The sequence below is a fragment of the Mycobacterium sp. 852002-51163_SCH5372311 genome (genome assembly GCF_001667115.1).
Classification (GTDB): domain Bacteria; phylum Actinomycetota; class Actinomycetes; order Mycobacteriales; family Mycobacteriaceae; genus Mycobacterium.
This window is the reverse complement of sequence record NZ_LZIJ01000183.1, coordinates 80214-98611: the sequence shown is the minus strand read 5'-3', so window position 1 is coordinate 98611 and position 18398 is coordinate 80214. Positions and strand designations below refer to the sequence as shown.

At 67.3% G+C, this 18398-nt stretch carries 15 protein-coding genes and 1 pseudogene; 7 read left to right on the top strand and 9 right to left on the bottom strand.

All coding sequences use genetic code 11. The features are described 5' to 3' along the window. Positions 1-135 precede the first annotated feature (135 nt). From A5791_RS21725 to A5791_RS21705, 5 genes are read right to left on the bottom strand one after another with little or no spacing between them, the layout of a single operon-like run. Complete coding sequence (locus A5791_RS21725) at positions 136-693, bottom strand: pentapeptide repeat-containing protein (RefSeq protein ID WP_067241257.1); 558 nt, start codon at positions 691-693, stop codon at positions 136-138. Next, positions 693-1277 (bottom strand): ATP/GTP-binding protein, encoded by a 585-nt coding sequence (locus tag A5791_RS21720; protein ID WP_067241255.1) that lies wholly within the window; start codon positions 1275-1277, stop codon positions 693-695. Before A5791_RS21720 ends, A5791_RS21725 begins: the two co-directional genes overlap by 1 nt. Next, positions 1258-1635, bottom strand: coding sequence for a DUF742 domain-containing protein (locus A5791_RS21715; RefSeq protein ID WP_067241253.1), 378 nt, complete (start codon positions 1633-1635; stop codon positions 1258-1260). The genes A5791_RS21720 and A5791_RS21715 overlap by 20 nt, the downstream gene beginning before the upstream one ends. A gap of 6 nt (positions 1636-1641) precedes the next feature. Next, a complete protein-coding gene (locus A5791_RS21710; RefSeq protein WP_067241251.1) occupies positions 1642-2058 on the bottom strand; it encodes a serine protease inhibitor in 417 nt (138 codons plus the stop codon). Then, the gene (locus A5791_RS21705) at positions 2055-4859 is read right to left on the bottom strand and encodes a HAMP domain-containing sensor histidine kinase (protein WP_067241248.1); all 2805 of its coding nucleotides are present in this window, start codon (positions 4857-4859) and stop codon (positions 2055-2057) included. The genes A5791_RS21710 and A5791_RS21705 overlap by 4 nt, the downstream gene beginning before the upstream one ends. A gap of 386 nt (positions 4860-5245) precedes the next feature. Here A5791_RS21705 and A5791_RS21700 point away from each other — a divergent pair, with 386 nt between their 5' ends. Beyond that, positions 5246-5710: a tRNA (cytidine(34)-2'-O)-methyltransferase gene (locus tag A5791_RS21700; RefSeq protein WP_067241246.1), complete on the top strand. Its 465-nt coding sequence runs from the start codon at positions 5246-5248 to the stop codon at positions 5708-5710. Positions 5711-5713: 3 nt separating this feature from the next. On the opposite strand, the gene A5791_RS21695 is transcribed toward A5791_RS21700, so the two are convergent. After that, positions 5714-6358: a nitroreductase family protein gene (locus tag A5791_RS21695; protein ID WP_067241244.1), complete on the bottom strand. Its 645-nt coding sequence runs from the start codon at positions 6356-6358 to the stop codon at positions 5714-5716. A gap of 23 nt (positions 6359-6381) precedes the next feature. On the opposite strand from A5791_RS21695, the gene A5791_RS21690 reads away from it, so the two are divergent. Next, the gene (locus A5791_RS21690; RefSeq protein WP_067241242.1) at positions 6382-6792 is read left to right on the top strand and encodes a TIGR03667 family PPOX class F420-dependent oxidoreductase; all 411 of its coding nucleotides are present in this window, start codon (positions 6382-6384) and stop codon (positions 6790-6792) included. A gap of 80 nt (positions 6793-6872) precedes the next feature. Here the strand turns inward: A5791_RS21690 and A5791_RS21685 are convergent, their stop codons facing one another. Beyond that, positions 6873-10160, bottom strand: coding sequence for an error-prone DNA polymerase (locus A5791_RS21685; RefSeq protein WP_067241239.1), 3288 nt, complete (start codon positions 10158-10160; stop codon positions 6873-6875). Positions 10161-10226: 66 nt separating this feature from the next. Here A5791_RS21685 and otsB point away from each other — a divergent pair, with 66 nt between their 5' ends. Beyond that, positions 10227-11384: a trehalose-phosphatase gene (gene otsB, locus A5791_RS21680; RefSeq protein ID WP_067241237.1), complete on the top strand. Its 1158-nt coding sequence runs from the start codon at positions 10227-10229 to the stop codon at positions 11382-11384. Between the two features lie 114 nt (positions 11385-11498). Here the strand turns inward: otsB and A5791_RS21675 are convergent, their stop codons facing one another. Then, positions 11499-12365 (bottom strand): MaoC/PaaZ C-terminal domain-containing protein, encoded by an 867-nt coding sequence (locus tag A5791_RS21675; protein ID WP_067241234.1) that lies wholly within the window; start codon positions 12363-12365, stop codon positions 11499-11501. Between the two features lie 94 nt (positions 12366-12459). On the opposite strand from A5791_RS21675, the gene A5791_RS21670 reads away from it, so the two are divergent. The 3 genes from A5791_RS21670 to A5791_RS21660 all read left to right on the top strand — a co-directional run bounded on the left by A5791_RS21670 (position 12460) and on the right by A5791_RS21660 (position 16025). Continuing rightward, a complete protein-coding gene (locus tag A5791_RS21670; protein WP_067241231.1) occupies positions 12460-13167 on the top strand; it encodes a histidine phosphatase family protein in 708 nt (235 codons plus the stop codon). A gap of 75 nt (positions 13168-13242) precedes the next feature. Beyond that, on the top strand, positions 13243-15249 hold the full coding sequence (locus tag A5791_RS21665) for an SDR family oxidoreductase (protein ID WP_067241229.1): 2007 nt from the start codon (positions 13243-13245) through the stop codon (positions 15247-15249). Positions 15250-15374: 125 nt separating this feature from the next. Then, positions 15375-16025, top strand: coding sequence for a 2OG-Fe dioxygenase family protein (locus A5791_RS21660; RefSeq protein ID WP_082967065.1), 651 nt, complete (start codon positions 15375-15377; stop codon positions 16023-16025). Positions 16026-16054: 29 nt separating this feature from the next. Here A5791_RS21660 and A5791_RS21655 read toward each other — a convergent pair. Continuing rightward, a pseudogene (locus A5791_RS21655) lies at positions 16055-16426 on the bottom strand (alpha/beta fold hydrolase); the annotation flags it as partial. A 274-nt stretch (positions 16427-16700) separates the two neighbouring features. Here A5791_RS21655 and A5791_RS21650 point away from each other — a divergent pair. Further along, positions 16701-18287 carry an HNH endonuclease signature motif containing protein gene (locus A5791_RS21650; protein WP_067241224.1) on the top strand — a complete coding sequence of 529 codons (1587 nt, stop codon included), beginning with the start codon at positions 16701-16703 and terminating at the stop codon, positions 18285-18287. The last annotated feature ends 111 nt before the right edge of the window (positions 18288-18398 follow it).

Genomic DNA, 18398 nt, shown 5'->3' with positions numbered 1-18398 from the left:
GACTCAGAAACCTGAACCCGACCCATGACACAACACCCCTTCACTCAGGTGTTGCGGTCATCCCTTGAATTCGCCCGTCGATTTCCGCCCTAGATTCACAGCCAACGCCCTCGATTCACACTGAATCTGCGCGGCTCACCCGTCCAGACGGAGGCCGTGCGCCACCGCGAAAGCGAGGGCTTGCGGGACGTCCACCCAGGCACCCGGCAGTGACGCGCTTCTCCACAATGTGGGATCCACCGTCGCGCCGCGTAGGTCGGCGTCGTCCAGGCGGGTACCGGTGGTCCGCGCACCGCTGAGGTCGACACCGCGCAGCACGGCCTTGCGCAGGTCGGTCTCTACCAGGCTGGCCTCTCGCAGCCGGCAGCCACTCAGGTCGACGCCGCGGAGGTCGTTGCCGCCCAGCACGGCAAGAGTGAAATCCACCTCGTCGAGGGTCAACGGCCGCATCCGGCACTGCTCAAAAACCGAGCCCAGCATGCTGCATTGTTCAAATCTGCTGTGCCACAGCAATGTTCGCCGGAAAGTACAGTTACGAAAGGCCGACCCGCGATGATGCGACTCGGCCAGGTTGGCACCGCTGAAATCGCATTCGGTGAACACGACCCGTTCGGTGCACAACCGGCTGAGGTCTTCGTCGGTGAAATCGTGACCGGCGAATTCGCAGTCAGTCCACTGCCCGTCCCGGGCCACTAGCTGGCCAGGGTGGCCAGCGCGTATTCACTCACCGCGATCAGGGCGTCCGTCGCCGACCGGCGATCGCGGGCGTCGACGGTGATCACCGGGATGTCAGCCGGCAACGTGAGCGCTTCGCGCACCGCGTTGAGCGGATACGTTGGGGCGCCCTCGAATTCGTTGACCGCGACCAAGAACGGCAGATTGCGGTGCTCGAAGAAGTCGACGGCGGCGAAGCTGTCCTCCAGGCGGCGGACGTCGACCAGGACGATCGCGCCGATGGCACCGCGTACCAGGTCGTCCCACATGAACCAGAACCGGCGCTGGCCCGGCGTCCCGAACAGATAGAGCACCAGATCCTCTTCCAAGGTGATCCGGCCGAAGTCCATTGCAACCGTAGTGGTCTGCTTGCCCGGAGTGGACTCGAGCGCGTCGACGCCGGACGAGGCGTCGGTAACCATCGCCTCGGTACGCAGCGGCATGATCTCCGAAACCGCGCCCACGAAGGTGGTCTTTCCGGCGCCGAACCCGCCCGCGATCACGATCTTCGTGGACGCAGTGCCGTGCCCGCCGGAGTGCGCCTCAGAGTGCCTTAAGGCCACGCAGCGTCCTTCCTATGAGTTCCTGGCGCTCGTCGCGGGTCGAACGGTCGGTCAACGTCCTGTGCACCCGAAGGTAACCGGCGTTGACCAGATCGCCGACCAAGACGCGCGCGACACCCACGGGCAAATCCAGCCGGGCCGAGATTTCCGCGACCGAGGGACTCTTGACGCCCATCCGGATGATGTTGCTTCGCACGTCGCCGGCCGGCCAGGAGTGCGCCAGTCCCAGCGTCTGCACCGGCGCTTCCAGCGGCAGGTCGACGTCGGTGCCGGTTCGTCCGGCCGTCAGCGTATACGGGCGGACCAGGTTGGCCTCCCGCGCGGTTGATCGGGATTTACGCGGCTCGCGTCCGTCCATCGCGGCTCAGGAATACGCCGGGCCCGGCGCTGCGCGGCGGGAGGACTGCACGACTCCGCCCACCCGTTCGACCAGCATCGCCATCTCGTAACCGATCTGACCGATATCGCACGACGTCACAGCCAGCGCCGCCAGATGCGAGCCGTCGCCGACATGCATCAGCAACAGATAGCCCCTCTGCATCTCGACCACGGACTGCAGCACCTGCCCACCGTCGAACAGCTGCGCGGCGCCGGTCGCCAGGCTCGCCAGCCCGGACGCCACCGCGGCGAGCTGGTCGGCGCGCTCGCGCGGAAGCCGGTCACTGGCGGCCAGTGGCAGGCCGTCGACGGAAACCAGCAAGGCATGCGCCACGCCGGGAACCTCCCGCGCGAACTTCGACACCAGCCAGTCCAGCGTGTTGTCCGACGTTTGCGTCGTCATTCGTCGTCACCCGGTCCTTGAGTGTCTTCCCGGGCATGCGAGCGTGCGCTGCGCACGCCGCCGAAATGGCTGCTCATCGACGCCCGAATCGCCTCGGGATCGCGACCCGCGGCGGCGTGCTCGACCTCCCTGGCCGGTTCTTGATGTTCGCCCGAAACCAGCCAGGTGCTCGACTCTCCCGTTTCGGTTCCCTTGGCGGCCCCCGGTACCAGCCGGGCGCCGGGTTTGCGCATCGGGAGGCCGGTGTCGGTCTGAGACTCGACGGGCGTCTCCTCGGCATGCGCGGCGAGCACCCAGCCGCGGTCCCACACCGACTTCCAATCGAGGTCGGGGTGCTGCGCCAGTTCGTGCGGGTCGCCGACGATCTCGGCGAGCATCCGCTGGTAGATCACGTCGTCGGCGGCTGAGTCGGGCGGGGCCGGTGGTGTGGCGGCCCGCCTGACCGGCGCCGCCGCTTGCGTTGACTGTTGCGGCGGCGCCGGGGAACGTCCCGCCGACTGCACAGCGGAGCGCGCTGCGAAGAACCCCGAGGTGTCCGACGCCGTCTGCGCCGGCTCCGGGGCCGGCGCTTGCTGCGGCTCCGGCGCTTGCCCGTGCTCCCACCATGGAGTGGGCAGCTCACGCCGCTGCTGCCGGGGCTGTTCCTCGGCAAAGGGGAGGTCGGTGATACCGCTGGAACCCGGACTGCGACGCGGCAGCAGCGTGACCGGCGGGGCGGATTCCGCTTCGGAGCCCGGGACGCCGTTGCGGTTCGACGTCTCGAGCACGGCGGTGTCCGGCTCCGCGGCAGGTGCGGCTGCCGGAGCCGCGGCCAGCGGCGAGCCGGCCGCGCGGTCGGGCTTGACGTTCGGCGCTCCGGCTCGTGCGCGTGCCCGCGGTCGCGCCCCGCGAACCACGACGGAGGCCTCGCTGAACACCGACAACGGCAGATATACCTCGGCTGTCGTGCCGTGGCCGCCCTCCGACATCGCCGGGCCGCGCAGCCGCACCCGGATGCCGTGCGGGGCGGCCAGCCTGCTGACCACGAACAACCCCATGTGGCGGGCGTTGTCGGGAGTGACCTCGCCGCCGGACTGCAGCCGCATGTTGGCGATCCGCCGATCGGAATCGTTCATACCCAGACCGGCATCCGAGACCCGCAGCAGCACTCCCCCGTCCCGGGCGGGCGCCGCCGAAACGGAAACCGGTGACGACGGGGGCGAGTAGCGCAGCGCGTTGTCGATCAGCTCGGCGAGCAGGTGGATGAGGCTGCCGGCCGCCGTACCGATGACGGTGGACTCCGGCATGGCCGCGATTTGCACCCGGCGATAGTCCTCGACCTCGGAGACGGCGGCCTGCACCACCGTCGACAGCTGCACCGGCTCGCGCCGGTCCCGCGAAAGCCGGGCGCCCGCGAGCACCAGCAGGTTGGCGCTGTTACGGCGCAACCGCGCCGCCAGGTGATCGAGACGGAAAAGACTGTCCAGGCGCTCGGGGTCCTCCTCGTCACGCTCCAGGCCGTCGATGAGCGACAGTTGCTGGTCGACCAGCGAACGGCTGCGCCGGGACATGGTTTCGAACATGTCGTTGACCAGCAATCGCAGCCGCGCTTCGTCACCGGCCAGCAGCAGGGCCTGGGTGTGCAGCTCGTCGACCGCGTGCGCAACCTGGCCGATCTCCTCGGTCGTGTACACCGGCAGCGGATGCGGGGTCGGCTCGGCGTCGCCGGCGCGCACCCGGGCTATCTCCTCCTCGAGGTCGGCGTGCGCGACTTTGAGTGCGGCGTCGCGCAGCACGCGCAGTGGCGCGACCAGCGCGCGCGCCACCAGCAGCACGATGAACACGGCGATCGCAATGGCGGCCAGCACCACTACCGCGTCGCGGATGGCGGCATCGCGCCGCACATTCGCCTGGCTCTGCACCGACTTGGTCACCGCCGTGGTCGCGTTGTTGATGACCTGCTCGGCGATCCCGTCGGTGACCTGAATGGAGTGCAGCAGCGCGGGGTTGTTGACGAGCGCGCTGGCCGGGTCGGACATGATCGCCATCCGAGTCACCATCTGCTGCTGCAGGGTCTTGGCGTCCGGCGAGCCGGCACCGAGCACCTCGGCCATCCCGAAAAGCGTCGAGGGCTCGGTTCCGGCCAGGGTGGTCATCGACGTGCGCAACTGCGGCTCGGGCAGCTCGGCGCCGCGCGTCACCAAAAGCTCCTGCATGGTCATCTGGCCGCGGGCACCGACCGCCCTGCTCAGGCCCTGTGCCTGGGCCCGGATCTGCTCGCTGTCCACCTGCACCGAAGCGTTGATCACGTTCTCGGCCGTCAACAGCAGCGGCGCGTAGGTGGTCACCCGGTCGCGCAAACCGATGCTGTTGGCCAATACCTTGTCCAACAGCGCCTGACCGCCGTTCAGCAGGCTGTTCACACCCGATCGGACGTCGGGGTTGACGTCGGTGGCGGCCAGTCGCGTCTGCAGTTCGTCCTTGCGGGCCTCGAAGTTGTTCTTCGCTCCTCCCACGTCGTTTCCGGCGGAGCTCGCCTTGAGCGCCACGTCCAGTGCCGACATGTACTTGGTGATCGCCGGTATCACGTCGGCGCGGGCAGCGGCCAGCCGCAGCGCTTTGGAGCTGGCCATCGCATCCGACACCCGCAAACCACCGAAAACAGTGGCCAGCGTCAGCGGCACCAGCACAATCGCCAGCACTTTCCACCGAACCGGCCAGTTACTCAGCGACCAGGCCAACGGCCGCTTCACCGGGTCGGCGGGAGGAACTTCCGGGGTGTCCGCCTGGGCCAGGTGGGCCGGGCGGGTGAAAGCGGTCACGTTGCTGCGGCTTTCGTTGGTTTGGCGGTACCGGCCGCTGCGCTGACACTCGGCGCTCCGACAAATAAGAGGCTCATGAAACTTCCTGCTTTATGTCGCCCGCCCCAGGCAGATCGGCGCGAGCGGTAAACGCCTGGCGATCCTGCGAGTATGACAGCCCGAGGCCCACGTCACCACATTCCTCCCTCTGTTCACAGCAGGCGCGGAATTTCTCCCGCGCAGCAGATATGGCCGACGGGGATGCGGGCGGCTATTCGCCGCATCTCTCTATATAAGGGGCCAAGGCGAAATTCTCCGCGAGCAGCAGTCAATCCGTGCCGAAAACCGCATACTCAGGTGCCGAAGTCCGATCGGACTTTGGGTGGATTTCGATGTCAGGGGAAGCCGTGTTCAAGCTGATGTTCGTTTCCCCGCGCATCGCCCCCAACACCGGCAACGCCATCCGGACCGCGGCCGCCACCGGCTGCGAACTCCATCTCGTCGAGCCCCTCGGCTTCGACTTGTCCGAACCCAAACTGCGCCGGGCCGGCCTGGACTACCACGACCTGGCCTCGGTCACGGTGCATCCTTCACTGGACGCCGCATGGGAAGCGCTGATGCCGGCCCGGGTGGTCGCGTTCACCGCAGGGGCGACGACGTCGTTCGCCGAGGTCGGCTACCACGCCGGCGACGTGCTGATGTTCGGGCCGGAGCCCACTGGGTTGGATACGGCCACCCTGGGCGACGCGCACATCACCCATCGGGTGCGCATCCCCATGCTGGCCGGCCGGCGGTCGCTCAACCTGTCCAATGCCGCGGCCATCGCCGTCTACGAGGCGTGGCGCCAGCATGGTTACGCGGGAGCCGGCTAGCCGCTACCAGGCGTTCCAGTGCGTCAGGCGCTCGGCCGGCAGGCGCTTGGCCGGCCGGAAGTCGGTGCCTTTGGTGTAGGCGATCGGAAACAGCCCACCCTGGCTGACCTGGTCGTACGGGATACCGAGCAGGTCAGCCACCTTGCGCTCGCCGTCGTGCAGCAGATGCAGCGTCGTCCAGCAGGAGCCCAGCCCGCGCGAGCGCAGCGCCAGGCAGAAACTCCATACCGCCGGGAACAGCGACGCCCAGAACGACACCCCACCTAATGGCTGCTTTTCTTCCCGACCGTAGATGCACGGGATCATCAGGACCGGTGCCTCGTGCATGTGCTCGGCGAGATAGGTCGCGGAGTCGCGGACCCGGCCCATCCGCTCGCCGCGTGTGTCGCCCTCGGCGTACTCGGCCGCGGGCGAGCTGAGGTAGCCGCGAGCGTTGGACAGATAGACGTCGCCGATTGCTTTCTTCTTTTCGGCGTCCTCGACGAACACCCACTGCCAGCCCTGCGAATTGGAGCCGGTGGGCGCCTGCAGCGCCAGGTCGAGGCATTCCATCAGCACTTCGCGAGGCACCGGCTTGTCGAAGTCGAGGCGTTTGCGGACCGAGCGGGTGGTGGTGAGCACTTGGTCGACGGACAGGTTGAGGGTCATGACGTGGAGGCTACCGTTACGTCATGAGCGTCGAACTGACACAAGAGGTTTCCAGCAGACTCAGCTCCGACCAGTACGGATGGCTGACCACCGTCGCGAAGTCGGGGCAGCCGGTGCCACGGCTGATCTGGTTCTACTTCGACGGGACCACGCTGCGGGTGTACTCCATGCCGCAGGCGGCCAAAGTCGCCCACATCAAGGCCCGCCCGCAGGTGAGCCTGAACCTGGATTCCGACGGCAACGGCGGCGGCATCATCGTCGTCGGTGGAACCGCGGCGATAGACGCGACCGATGTCGACTGCCGGGACGACGAGGCGTACTGGGCCAAGTACCGCGATGACGCCGCGAATTTCGGTCTGACCGAGGCGATCGCCTCCTACAGCACCCGGATGATCATCACTCCGACCAGGGTGTGGACCACGCCCACGGCCTAGCCATCTTCGGGCGAGCGTGCATGTTTGTACGCGACATGCCGGGTTTTGCCGGCATTTTGTGCACGTTCGGCAAAGGCGGTCTAGCGGAAGTCGCGGGACTTGGATCCGACGCTGAGGGAAATGCGGCCCATCCGCTCGGCGACGACGGTGATCGCGCCGCTGGCGTTTTGGAGCTGTCCGCGGATCAGCAGCGCCGGCGCGGTGTTCGCCAGCTTGCGGTGCCGCGACCACAACCCTGGCGTGCAGAGCACGTTGACCATCCCGGTCTCGTCCTCGAGGTTGAGAAACGTCACTCCCTGGGCGGTGCCGGGCCGCTGCCGGTGTGTCACCGCGCCGGCGATCAGCACCCGGTCGCCGTCGGGCACCGAACCCAGCGCCCCGGCGGGGACCACTCCCATCGCGTCCAGGTCCGCCCGCAGGAACTGCGTCGGATAACTGTCCGGGGAGATGCCGGTGGACCACACGTCGGCGGCGGCCAACTCCAGCTCGCTCATTCCCGGCAATTCCGGGATGTGCGACGACGAGCCCACCCCGGGTAGCCGATCCGGCCGCTGGGAGGCCGCGGCACCGGCCGCCCACAGCGCCTCCCGCCGGGACATCCCGAAGCAGCCCAGCGCTCCGGCCGTCGCCAGCGCTTCGGTCTGTGGCACACTCAGCTGCAACCGCGAGGTCAGGTCCAGCAGCGAGGCGAAGGGGCCGTTGGCTTTTCGCTCTTCGACCAGCTGTTCCGCCAGATCGTCGCCGATGTGGCGAACGGCGCCCAGACCGAGCCGGACCTCGGTGCCCGAATTCTCCAAAGTGGCGTGCGCCAGGCTGACATTGACGCATGGACCGTGCACCAGCACACCGTGCCGCCGGGCGTCGGCCACCAGCGACTGCGGCGAATAGAAGCCCATCGGCTGGGCCCGGAGCAGCGCGGCGCAGAACGCCGCGGGGTGATGCAGCTTGAACCACGACGAGTAGAACACCAGCGACGCGAAGGACAGCGCGTGGCTCTCGGGGAAGCCGAAGTTGGCGAACGCTTCCAGCTTTTCGTAGGTCCGGTCGATCACCTCGTCGGGTGCACCGTGCAGCGCGCGCATGCCGTCGTAGAACCGGCCGCGCAGCCGTCGCATGCGTTCGGCCGAACGCTTGGAACCCATGGCCCGCCGCAGCTGGTCGGCCTCGGCGGCGGAAAACCCGGCGCAGTCGACCGCGAGCTGCATCAGCTGCTCCTGAAAAAGAGGTACTCCCAGCGTCTTTCGCAATGCCGGCTCCATCGACGGGTGGTCGTAGACGACCGGGTCGAGACCGTTGCGCCGCCGGATATACGGGTGCACCGATCCACCCTGGATGGGCCCCGGACGGATCAGCGCTACCTCCACCACCAGGTCGTAGAACACTCGCGGCCGCAGCCGCGGCAAGGTGGCCATCTGCGCGCGCGACTCCACCTGGAACACTCCGACGGAATCGGCGCGGGACAGCATCTCGTACACCGCCGGCTCGGAGAGGTCGAGTTTGGCCAGGTCCACCTCGATGCCCTTGTGCTCGGCCACCAAGTCCTTCGCATAGTGCAGCGCGGAGAGCATGCCCAGGCCGAGCAGATCGAACTTCACCAAACCTATTGCTGCGCAGTCGTCTTTGTCCCACTGCAGGACGCTGCGATTCTCCATGCGCGCCCATTCGACGGGGCACACATCGGCGATCGGGCGGTCGCAGATCACCATGCCGCCGGAATGGATGCCCATATGCCTTGGCAGGTTTCGGATTTGGGTCGCCAGGTCGATCACCTGCTCAGGGATGTCCTCGATATCGGCAGAATCCGCAAGTCCGTTCCAGTGGCTGATCTGCTTGCTCCACGCATCCTGCTGGCCCTGCGAGAAGCCCAGGGCACGGGCCATGTCTCGCACCGCGATCCGGCCCCGGTAGGTGATGACGTTGGCGACCTGGGCGGCATAGTCACGGCCGTATTTGTCGTAGACGTACTGGATGACCTTTTCCCGCTGGTCCGACTCGATGTCGATGTCGATGTCGGGCGGCCCGTCGCGGGCGGGGGAAAGGAAGCGCTCGAACAGCAGCTCGTTGGCTATCGGGTCGACGGCGGTGACGCCGAGGGCATAACAGACCGCGGAATTGGCCGCCGACCCCCTGCCCTGACAAAGGATGTTGTTCTCCCGACAGAACCGGGTGATGTCGTGCACCACCAGGAAGTAACCCGGAAACTGCAGCTGGGCAATGACTTTCAGCTCATGCTCGATCTGGCTATAAGCGCGCGGCGCAGCCCCGGGCGGCCCGTAGCGGTCGCGCGCACCAGCCATGACCAGCCACCGCAGCCAGCTGTCCTCGGTGTGACCGCCGGGTACGTCGAACGGCGGCAGCTGTGGTGCAATGAGTGCCAGTCCGAATGCGCACTGCTCGCCGAGCTCGGCGGCGGCAGTGACCGCCTCGGGACACCACGCGAACAACCGGGCCATCTCCTCCCCGGACCGCAGGTGCGATCCGCCCAATGGCGCAAGCCATCCGGCCGCCGAATCCAGCGACTGCCGGGCCCGGATGGCGCCCATAGCCATGGCCAGCCGTCGGCGCGACGGCTGCGCGAAATGCGCTGCGGTGGTGGCGACGACGCCGACACCGAAACGCGGCGCCATCCCGGCCAGCGTCGCATTGCGTTCGTCGTCGAGCGGCTGACCATGATGTGTCAACTCGATGCTGACCCGATCGGCGGTGAACCGGTCCACCAGATCGGCCAGCGCCCGCTCCGCCGCTTCCGGGCCATTCTGGGAAAGCGCCTGTCGCACAGTACCTTTACGGCACCCGGTCAGTATGTGCCAGTGTCCGCCGGCCGCTTCGGTCAACGCGTTCAAGTCGTAGCGCGGCTTGCCCTTCTCGCCGCCGGCCAGATGCGCCGCGGCCAGCTGACGCGACAGCCGCCGGTAGCCCTCCGGGCCGCGAGCCAGCACCAGCAGGTGCGGGCCGGGCGGGTCCGGCTGCTCGGTGCGGGCGCCAGACCCCACGGACAGCTCCGCGCCGAACACGGTACGCACGTCGAGTTCCGCGGCAGCTTCGGCGAATCGCACCGCTCCGTACAGGCCGTCGTGGTCGGTCAGCGCGAGGGCGCGCAGATCCAGCCGGGCAGCCTCTTCGACCAGCTCTTCCGGCGTGCTGGCCCCGTCCAGGAAGCTGAACGCCGAATGCGCATGCAACTCGGCATACGGGATGGATGAACGCACCACCCTGTCGGCGGTGGGGGGCTGGTAGGTCGGGCGCCTACGCGATAACGGACCGTCTTCCGGGGCTTCGGCGGCCACCGGCGCGCCGGCATGACGCGGCTTGCTGTCGAGCACCCGCTCCATCTCCGACCAGCTCGGCGGCCCGTTGAACCATCCCACGCTTGCCAGTCTATCGAAAGTTTGTTCGAATGGCTCGCAATTTGACCACCGTGAGAAGGTTGGTCAATGCCGGTCACGATCGACCCGCGCCGCCACGACGCGGTGCTGTTCGACAGCGCGTTGAACTCCACCCAGACGCTGGTCCGGCAATTGCAGGAGGTCGGGATCGGCAGCGGCGTAGCCGAACCGGACGGTGGCGCTCTGCTCGAGGCGGCGCACCGGCTTTCGGTGCGGCCGGGCCGTTGTGTCGTCGTCGCCCACGACGAGGCCGGCGTCGCAGCCGCGCGAGACGGCGGATTCGCAATGGTGATAGGCGTCGACCAGACCGGGCACCGCGACGCCCTGCGCAGTCACGGTGCGGACACCGTCGTCGCCGACTTGGCGGAGGTCGAGGTACGGACCGGAGATCGGCGCATGTCCGAACTGCCCGACGCGCTCCAGGCCCTCGGACTGGCCGAAGGCCTGATCGCCCGGCAGCCCGCGGTGTTCTTCGATTTCGACGGCACGCTGTCCGACATCGTCGACGATCCCGACTCGGCCAAGCCGGCCGCCGGTGCGGTTGAGGCACTGCAGCAGTTGGCCGTGCACTGCCCGGTCGCGGTGCTGTCCGGCCGTGACCTCGCCGACGTGACCGACCGGGTCGGGCTACCCGGCATCTGGTACGCCGGTAGCCACGGGTTCGAGCTGACCGCACCCGACGGGGCCCATCACCAAAACGACGCCGCTGCGCAGGCCATACCGGTGTTGGCCGAAGCGGCCGCCCAACTTCGCGACCAGCTGGGGCCGATTGACGGTGTTGTGGTGGAACACAAGCGCTTTGGTGTGGCCGTCCATTACCGCAATGCCGGCCGAGACCGGGTGGGCGAGGTGGCCGCGGCGGTGCGTGCCGCGGGCCAGCGCGACGCGCTGCGGGTGACGACGGGCCGCGAAGTCATCGAGCTGCGACCCGATATCGACTGGAACAAGGGCAACACGCTGCGCTGGGTAATCGATCACCTGCACCATGCCGGCTCCGGGCCGCTGCTGCCGATCTACCTCGGCGACGACATCACCGACGAGGACGCCTTTGACGCGGTGCGCCACGACGGTGTCCCAATTGTGGTGCGGCACAACGAGGACGGCGACCGAGCCACGGCGGCGCTGTTCGCCCTGGACAGTCCCGCCCGAGTCAGCGAGTTCACCGAGCGTCTGGCCCGTCAGCTCGGCAGTCGCGAAAAAGCGTAGACAGGGCGACCAAGCGGCTGTCGAGTCTGCGTTCTTCGCTCCGAGCCTGCGGCTACGGCGCGAGTTTCTTTGATTCGGACGCCCTCACCGCAGGCTCGCTACGCATGCCGGGTCTTAGCTCTCCACGTATTCGACCACGCCGTCGTCCAGCACCACCCGAGGCTCGTCGGCGCCGTCGACCACCGTGCGATACACCGCCCTGCCGGGTTCGGTGCGCCAGATCAGCGTGGTCAGCGTCTCGCCGGGAAACACCGGCGAGGTGAACCGCGCCGCGATCGAGGTGACCTTGGTGGCGTCACCCTTGCCGAGTTCGGCCACCAGCGCCCGGCCCGAAACCCCATAGGTGCACAGCCCGTGCAAGATCGGCTTGGGGAAACCGGCCATCTCCCTGGCGAACCAAGGGTCGCTGTGCAGCGGGTTGCGATCGCCGGACAGCCGGTAGATCAGCGCCTGGTCTTCCCGGGTGGGCAGCGAAATGCGGGCATCGGGCTCGCGCTCCGGAAACTCCGGTGCGGCCGGCCGCTCGCCCGGCTGCCCGCCGAACCCACCCTCCTGACGGATGACCAGGGTGGTCAGTGTTTCCGCGACGAGCTCACCGGAATCCGGATCACTGCCCTTGCCGCGCAGCACGACGATCGCGTTCTTGCCCTCGCCCTTGTCCTGGATGTCGGCGACCTCGGTGACGACGGAGAGTTTCCCTGCGGGCGGCAAGGGTGCGTGCAGGCGAATGGTCTGGGATCCGTGTAACAGCAAGGCCCAGTTGAACGTTCCGATCTTGGCGGCGGCCCCGAACGCCGGGCAGCAGATCACCGCGTACGTCGGCAGCACCTGTTGAGTGATGCCATGGCTGTTTTCGGTGGTGAACTGCAAATCTTCGGTGCCCGCACCGACCCCGAGCGCGTAGAGGATCGTGTCACGGTCGGTCCATTCGAACAGCATCGGCTCGGTCACCGCGCCCACGGCGTTGGGGTCGATCGCCATACCAGTCTCCTATCGATGAAAATTTCGAGCCTTTTCTGCACCCAACCATCGCAAACCCTTCACATCGACCCCATCGGCAGGGCAGGCTATCGCCATGCGTAACCGCACCTTGGTCTGGAAAGCGGCGGCCGTGCTCGCCGCAACGCTGGTCGTCGGCGCCTGCGGCGGAGAACCGCAGGCGCGCAGCATCACGGTGACCTTCGTCCGAAACGCGCAGTCCCAGGCCGAGGCCGACGGGATCATCGACACCAACATGCCCGGTCCAGGGCTCAGCCAGGAGGGCCAAGACCAGGCCCAGCAGTTGGTGCACAAAATCGTCCACAAAGACGTCGACAGCCTCTACTCGTCGGGCATGGCGGAAGCGCAGCAGACCGCCGCGCCGCTGGCCAGCGAACTCGGCAAGCAGGTCGAGGTCCTGCCGGGCCTGCAGCCGATCAATGCCGGCTGGTTCAATGGCAAACCTCAATCGATGGCGAGCACGACGTATATGTTGGCGCCGCTGGACTGGGTCAACCACGGCGACATGAAGAACAGCATCCCGGGGTCGATCAACGGAAAAGACTTCAACGAGCAGTTCACCAAGGCCGTCAAGAAGATCTACGACAGCGGCCACAGCAAGCCGATGGTGTTCTCCCAGGGCACGGCGATCATGATCTGGACGCTGATGAACGTCCAGAATCCGAAGAACACTCTGCTGGACAACCATCCCCTGCCGAGCGGCGGCCGGGTGGTGATCAGCGGGAACCCGACCAACGGCTGGAAGTTGGTGGATTGGGACGGGATCCGGGAGTTCAGCAGTTGATCGGGTAGATCACACGAGGGTCGATCTGATCACACGATGTTGACGCGGGCGGCGGGCAGCCGCCACCATGGCTGAATGCGGTATGTCGTTACCGGCGGTACCGGGTTTATCGGGCGCCGTGTCGTGTCTCGTGTGTTGGCCACTCAGCCGGACGCCGAGGTGTGGGTGCTGGTCCGCCGTCAGTCACTGGGCCGCTTCGAACGCCTCGCGATGGAGTGGGGTGACCGGGCAAAGCCGCTGGTGGGCGAGCTGCCTGAGCTCGAGCTGACCGAGCAGACGATCGCCGAACTGGGCCACATAGACCATCTTGTGCACTGTGCGGCCATTTACGACATGACCGCCGGCGAGGCCGAGCAGCGCGCAGCCAACGTCGAGGGCACGCGCGCGGTCCTGCAACTGGCGCGCCGGCTTGACGCCCTGCTTCACCACGTGTCGTCGATCGCGGTGGCCGGCGACTTTCGGGGCGAGTACACCGAAGACGACTTCGACGTCGGCCAGCAACTGCCCACTCCGTATCACCAGACCAAGTTCGAGGCGGAGTCGCTGGTCCGTTCCACGACAGGGCTGCGCTACCGGATCTACCGCCCAGCAGTGGTGGTCGGCGATTCGCGCACCGGCGAAATGGACAAGATCGACGGGCCCTATTACTTCTTCGGCGTGCTGGCGAAGTTGGCCGTATTGCCGTCGTTCACACCGATGCTGCTGCCGGATACCGGGCGCACCAACATCGTTCCGGTCGACTATGTGGTCGACGCGGTGGTGGCCCTGATGCACGCCCCTGGCCGCGACGGGCAGACGTTCCATCTCACCGCGCCGAAAACCATTGGGCTGCGCGGAATCTACCGCGGGGTGGCCGATGCCGCCGGCCTGCCACCGTTGCGTGGCGCGTTGCCCCGGTCGATGGCCACCTCGGTGCTCAAGGTGAGCGGTCGCGCCAAGGTGCTGCGCAACATGGCGGCCACCCAGCTGGGCATTCCCGCCGAGATTCTCGACGTCGTCGACCTCGCGCCCACGTTCATCAGCGACGAGACGCAGGAAGCCTTGCGAGGCACCGGGATTGAAGTGCCGGAGTTCGCCAGCTACGCGCCGAAGCTGTGGCGGTACTGGGCCGAACACCTCGATCCCGACCGCGCCCGTCGCGCCGATCCGAAGGGACCACTGCAGGGCAAGCACGTCATCATCACCGGCGCCTCCAGCGGGATCGGCCGGGCTTCGGCCATGGCGGTCGCCGAGCGGGGCGCGACGGTCTTCGCGCTGGCCCGTAGCGCCGAGGCGCTGGACACACTGGTCGCCGAGATCCGCGCAAACGGCGGGCAGGCGTACGCCTTCACCTGCGACGTCACCGATTCCACGTCGGTGGAGCACACGGTCAAGGACATCCTGGGCCGCTTCGACCACGTCGACTACCTGGTGAACAATGCCGGCCGATCGATCCGTCGCTCGGTGGTCAACTCCACCGACCGGTTGCACGACTACGAACGGGTCATGGCGGTCAACTACTTTGGCGCAGTACGGATGGTGCTGGCGCTGCTGCCGCACTGGCGAGAACGCCGGTTCGGTCACGTCGTCAACGTCTCCAGTGCAGGTGTGCAGGCACGCAACCCCAAGTACAGCTCGTACCTGCCCAGCAAGGCGGCGCTGGACGCGTTCTCCGATGTGGTTGCGTCCGAGACATTGTCCGACCACATCACCTTCACCAATATCCATATGCCGCTGGTGCGCACACCGATGATCGCGCCGTCGAAGCGGCTCAACGTGGTGCCGGCGATCAGCGCCGAGCGTGCCGCGGCGATGGTGGTGCGCGGACTGGTCGAGAAGCCGGTGCGGATCGACACCCCGATGGGCACGCTCGCCGAAGCCGGCAACTACTTCACGCCGCGGATCTCGCGGCGAATTCTGCATCAGCTGTATCTGGGCTATCCCGATTCACCTGCGGCGCGCGGAGTGGTCGAACCACCCAAATCTATTGCCAGCCAACCAGTTTCCCGTCGACCCAAGCGTCCAGTGCGGGCCGTCACGCGCATGGCGGTGCCCAAACCGGTGAAGCGGCTGATGCGGTCGGTGCCCGGAGTGCACTGGTAATTTGTTTTAGCGGTACGGGATTGCGGTACTCCGGCGCTGTGGCCCGGATTCGCTGCGACAAGCCGACGGGCGCCGACCCGGAGGCTGTTGCGGTCCAGCAGCTTGCCACGACGGGTGTGTCGTTGATGGGCTCGGTCGGCGTGATGCGAAGCCTCGGGGTGGATCGGGACGAGTGGACTCGATTCGCCCGGCACTGGGAGGATTTGGCGCCCGACCCATACGCCGCGGAGCTGGGAATCCAGCGGCTGCGCCGCTACGGCCGGTACCTGTTGCGCGACGGAAGGCGACAGCCGATGCCAGCGGAGTCCTTCGTGCAGCCGGAGAACAGCAACCCCCTTTACATCGACCGGGATCGCCACTTCGAACCGCTGACCGACGCCTTCGCCGACGACCCGCTGCTGCGCCGTCTGCTGCAAGTGCTGCGACGGGTGGCCGATTCCCTGGACGCCGTGGCCGAATGGAACGTCAAGGTGCATCCGTTCCGCATCGAGGCGCCGGCCCATGGCGACGGCCGGCCCACTCCAGAGGGCCTGCACCGCGACGGCGTCACCCTGGTGTCGTCACTGCTGGTCGGGAGGCGAAACGCCATCGGCGGCGAAAGTACCGTGTGCGATCTCTCCGGCCACACGTTGGCGACGACGACGCTGGAAGAGCCCGGCACGTTGCTGCTGGGCGACGACCGTCGCACCCAGCACGGTGTCTCGCCGATACGGCCGATCGACGGCTCGGGGCCGGCCGTGCGTGACGTCCTGGTGATCACTTTCGCGTCGCGCTGACGTTTCGCGGCGCCGTGTTGGCCGTGGCACTAGGCAATGGTCAGCACTTGATTTCGCGCAATCCAGTCGTCGATGTGGCCCATGGTCGTCGGGACCGCCGGCCCGGAGAAGACGAGGTGGTCGGCGCAGGGAATCTGGACATAGGTTCCCCGGTGATACCGGGCTGCCGTCTTAGGGGCGATCTGTGCTGGGGGTATAGGGCAGGCGGCCACCACACCGGCGTGAAGGGTACGAGTGGCGACCAGCTGCGCCAACAGACCGCCCAGCGACAGGCCCACGACAAGCGGGGGCGACTCCAGCGAGTCGACCAGCGCGACGAGGTCGTCGGTGTACTCGCGCATACTCACCGGCGCGATCTTTATGGCACCTTCCTGCAAAGGCAGTTCATGATGACGCAGCGAAGGGGTGTGGACCGTTTAACCGCACTCTTCGAATGCCGCCCGGGCAGGACCCCAACTGTCGCCACGGGCCCATGCGCCGTGGATGAGAACCACATGCTTGGCGTCGGACATGACACAAAGGATGACACCCGGCGGGTCAAACAGTGCGCATTACGCCGGGAGAGACCGGTTTGCCCGCCCCTGCCGGCTCGGGCATGCCTGAAATGAGTCGGGTCGCTTACAGGGCAGGCGGCTAGCCACGGAAGTGTCGTACGGTCCAACTATACTCGAACACATGTTCGATGATTTGCTGGAGTTGGCTCCCGCGGCGCTGGTCGGGGTGGTCGAGTCGGTGCATCGGCAGGAGTCGATGTTGGTGGCGCGGCGGTTGGCGGCAGTGGCCAACCTGTTGGAACACCGGGTGGCTGCGACCGCCGATCAGGTCGAGCAGCTCGGCTATGCCACGGTCGACCCGTATATACAGACTGCCGCCGAGGTGGCCGCGGCGATGAACTTGTCGGCGCTGGCCGCGGGATTTGTGGTCTCCGACGCCGAGGCGCTGGATCGACGGTTCCCGAAGATAGGCGCGGCGTTGGCGGCGGGGCACACCGACTGGGCCACGGTGAAGGTGATCATCCGGCGCGCCGAGCTGGTCAGCGACGACAAGGTCGCCGCCTTGGATGCGTCGCTGTCGGCACGCCTCGGTGCCTGGCAAGGCTGGTCACGCCAGCGGGTCATCAACGCCGTTGATGCCGCGGTCCGCGCCCATGACCCCGATGCCATCCGCGAGCGTCGTCGCGACGCCGAAGACAAGCGCCGTATCGACATCCGCGCGGGCGAGCACGGCATGGGCGAGATCTCGGGCACCATGGCCGCCACCGGCGCCGCGGCGTTGGACCGGCGGCTTGCGCAGTTGGCCACCGGGGTGTGCGCCGGTGACCCACGCAGCCTCGATCAGCGCCGCGCCGATGCGCTGGGAGCCCTGGCGCAAGGCCAGAGCCTGGTCTGCCGGTGTGGGCAGCCGCACTGCCCCACCAAGACCGCGCCGGGCCCGGCCGATCCAAGCGGGGTGGCCACCGTGATCCATGTGCTGGCCGGCGAGCAGACCGTGCACGGCGACAGTGAACAGCCCGGCTACCTGGAGGGTTATGGGGTGATCGACGCCGAGCAGGTCCGCGCATTGGCCGCCGCGGCGAGCCTGGTGCCGGTGGTCGATCCGGTCACCAGCGCCGGTGAGGCGCTGCGCTATCAACCTTCGGCCGCGCTGGCGCGCGCGGTGCGCTGTCGAGACCTGACCTGCCGCTTCCCCGGGTGTAGCCGCCCGGCCCTGTACGCCGATATCGACCACACGATCCCGTTCAATCACGCCGATCCCGCTGCCGGCGGGCGCACGGTATTGACGAATCTAAAGTGCTTGTGCCGGCTGCATCACCGCCTGAAAACCTTCGGCGGGTGGCGCGATGAGCAGCTGCCCGACGCGACAGTGGTCTGGACCTCCCCGAGCGGACGCACCTATCGCACCGCCCCGGCCGGGGCGGATCTGTTCGCGCCGCCGCGCGCGCCGGCCTGCGCGGTCCCCACCCCATCGCGGCGACCCAACCGCTCCCGTCGGCGCAGCACCCGCATCGCCCGGGCACGCCAACACAACCGCGAGCTGCGCCCGCTCAACCACGCCCGCCGCCAGTTCGACCAGGCCCGCAAAGACGAGATCGAGGGCCGCAAATTCCGAAACCACATGCGCGACATGCTCTTCGCCTTCAAAGGCGCACCAAGCACCAGCCCGTTCTGCCCCTGGATCAACGACCCCTACGAATCCGAAGAACTCCCACCCGACTGGACACCCCCCGAACCAGAACCCGTACCCGACGACCCACCCTTCTAGAAGTGGTTATTTTGGTGATTCCGAACATCCTGTACAACGGCCGAGGTAGCGTCTTTGCCCAGCTTGGTTACAACAACCACGGAGCCACTAATGGGTTTTACGACAGGGCTT

Bases quoted from the DNA above. Each gene is read 5' to 3' on its own strand.
- A5791_RS21715 (WP_067241253.1), bottom strand. From the start codon at position 1,635: ATGGACGGACGCGAGCCGCGTAAATCCCGATCAACCGCGCGGGAGGCC.
- A5791_RS21710 (WP_067241251.1), bottom strand. From the start codon at position 2,058: ATGACGACGCAAACGTCGGACAACACGCTGGACTGGCTGGTGTCGAAG.
- A5791_RS21695 (WP_067241244.1), bottom strand. From the start codon at position 6,358: ATGACCCTCAACCTGTCCGTCGACCAAGTGCTCACCACCACCCGCTCG.
- A5791_RS21690 (WP_067241242.1), top strand. From the start codon at position 6,382: ATGAGCGTCGAACTGACACAAGAGGTTTCCAGCAGACTCAGCTCCGAC.
- otsB (WP_067241237.1), top strand. From the start codon at position 10,227: ATGCCGGTCACGATCGACCCGCGCCGCCACGACGCGGTGCTGTTCGAC.
- A5791_RS21675 (WP_067241234.1), bottom strand. From the start codon at position 12,365: ATGGCGATCGACCCCAACGCCGTGGGCGCGGTGACCGAGCCGATGCTG.
- A5791_RS21670 (WP_067241231.1), top strand. From the start codon at position 12,460: ATGCGTAACCGCACCTTGGTCTGGAAAGCGGCGGCCGTGCTCGCCGCA.
- A5791_RS21665 (WP_067241229.1), top strand. From the start codon at position 13,243: ATGCGGTATGTCGTTACCGGCGGTACCGGGTTTATCGGGCGCCGTGTC.
- A5791_RS21660 (WP_082967065.1), top strand. From the start codon at position 15,375: ATGGGCTCGGTCGGCGTGATGCGAAGCCTCGGGGTGGATCGGGACGAG.
- A5791_RS21650 (WP_067241224.1), top strand. From the start codon at position 16,701: ATGTTCGATGATTTGCTGGAGTTGGCTCCCGCGGCGCTGGTCGGGGTG.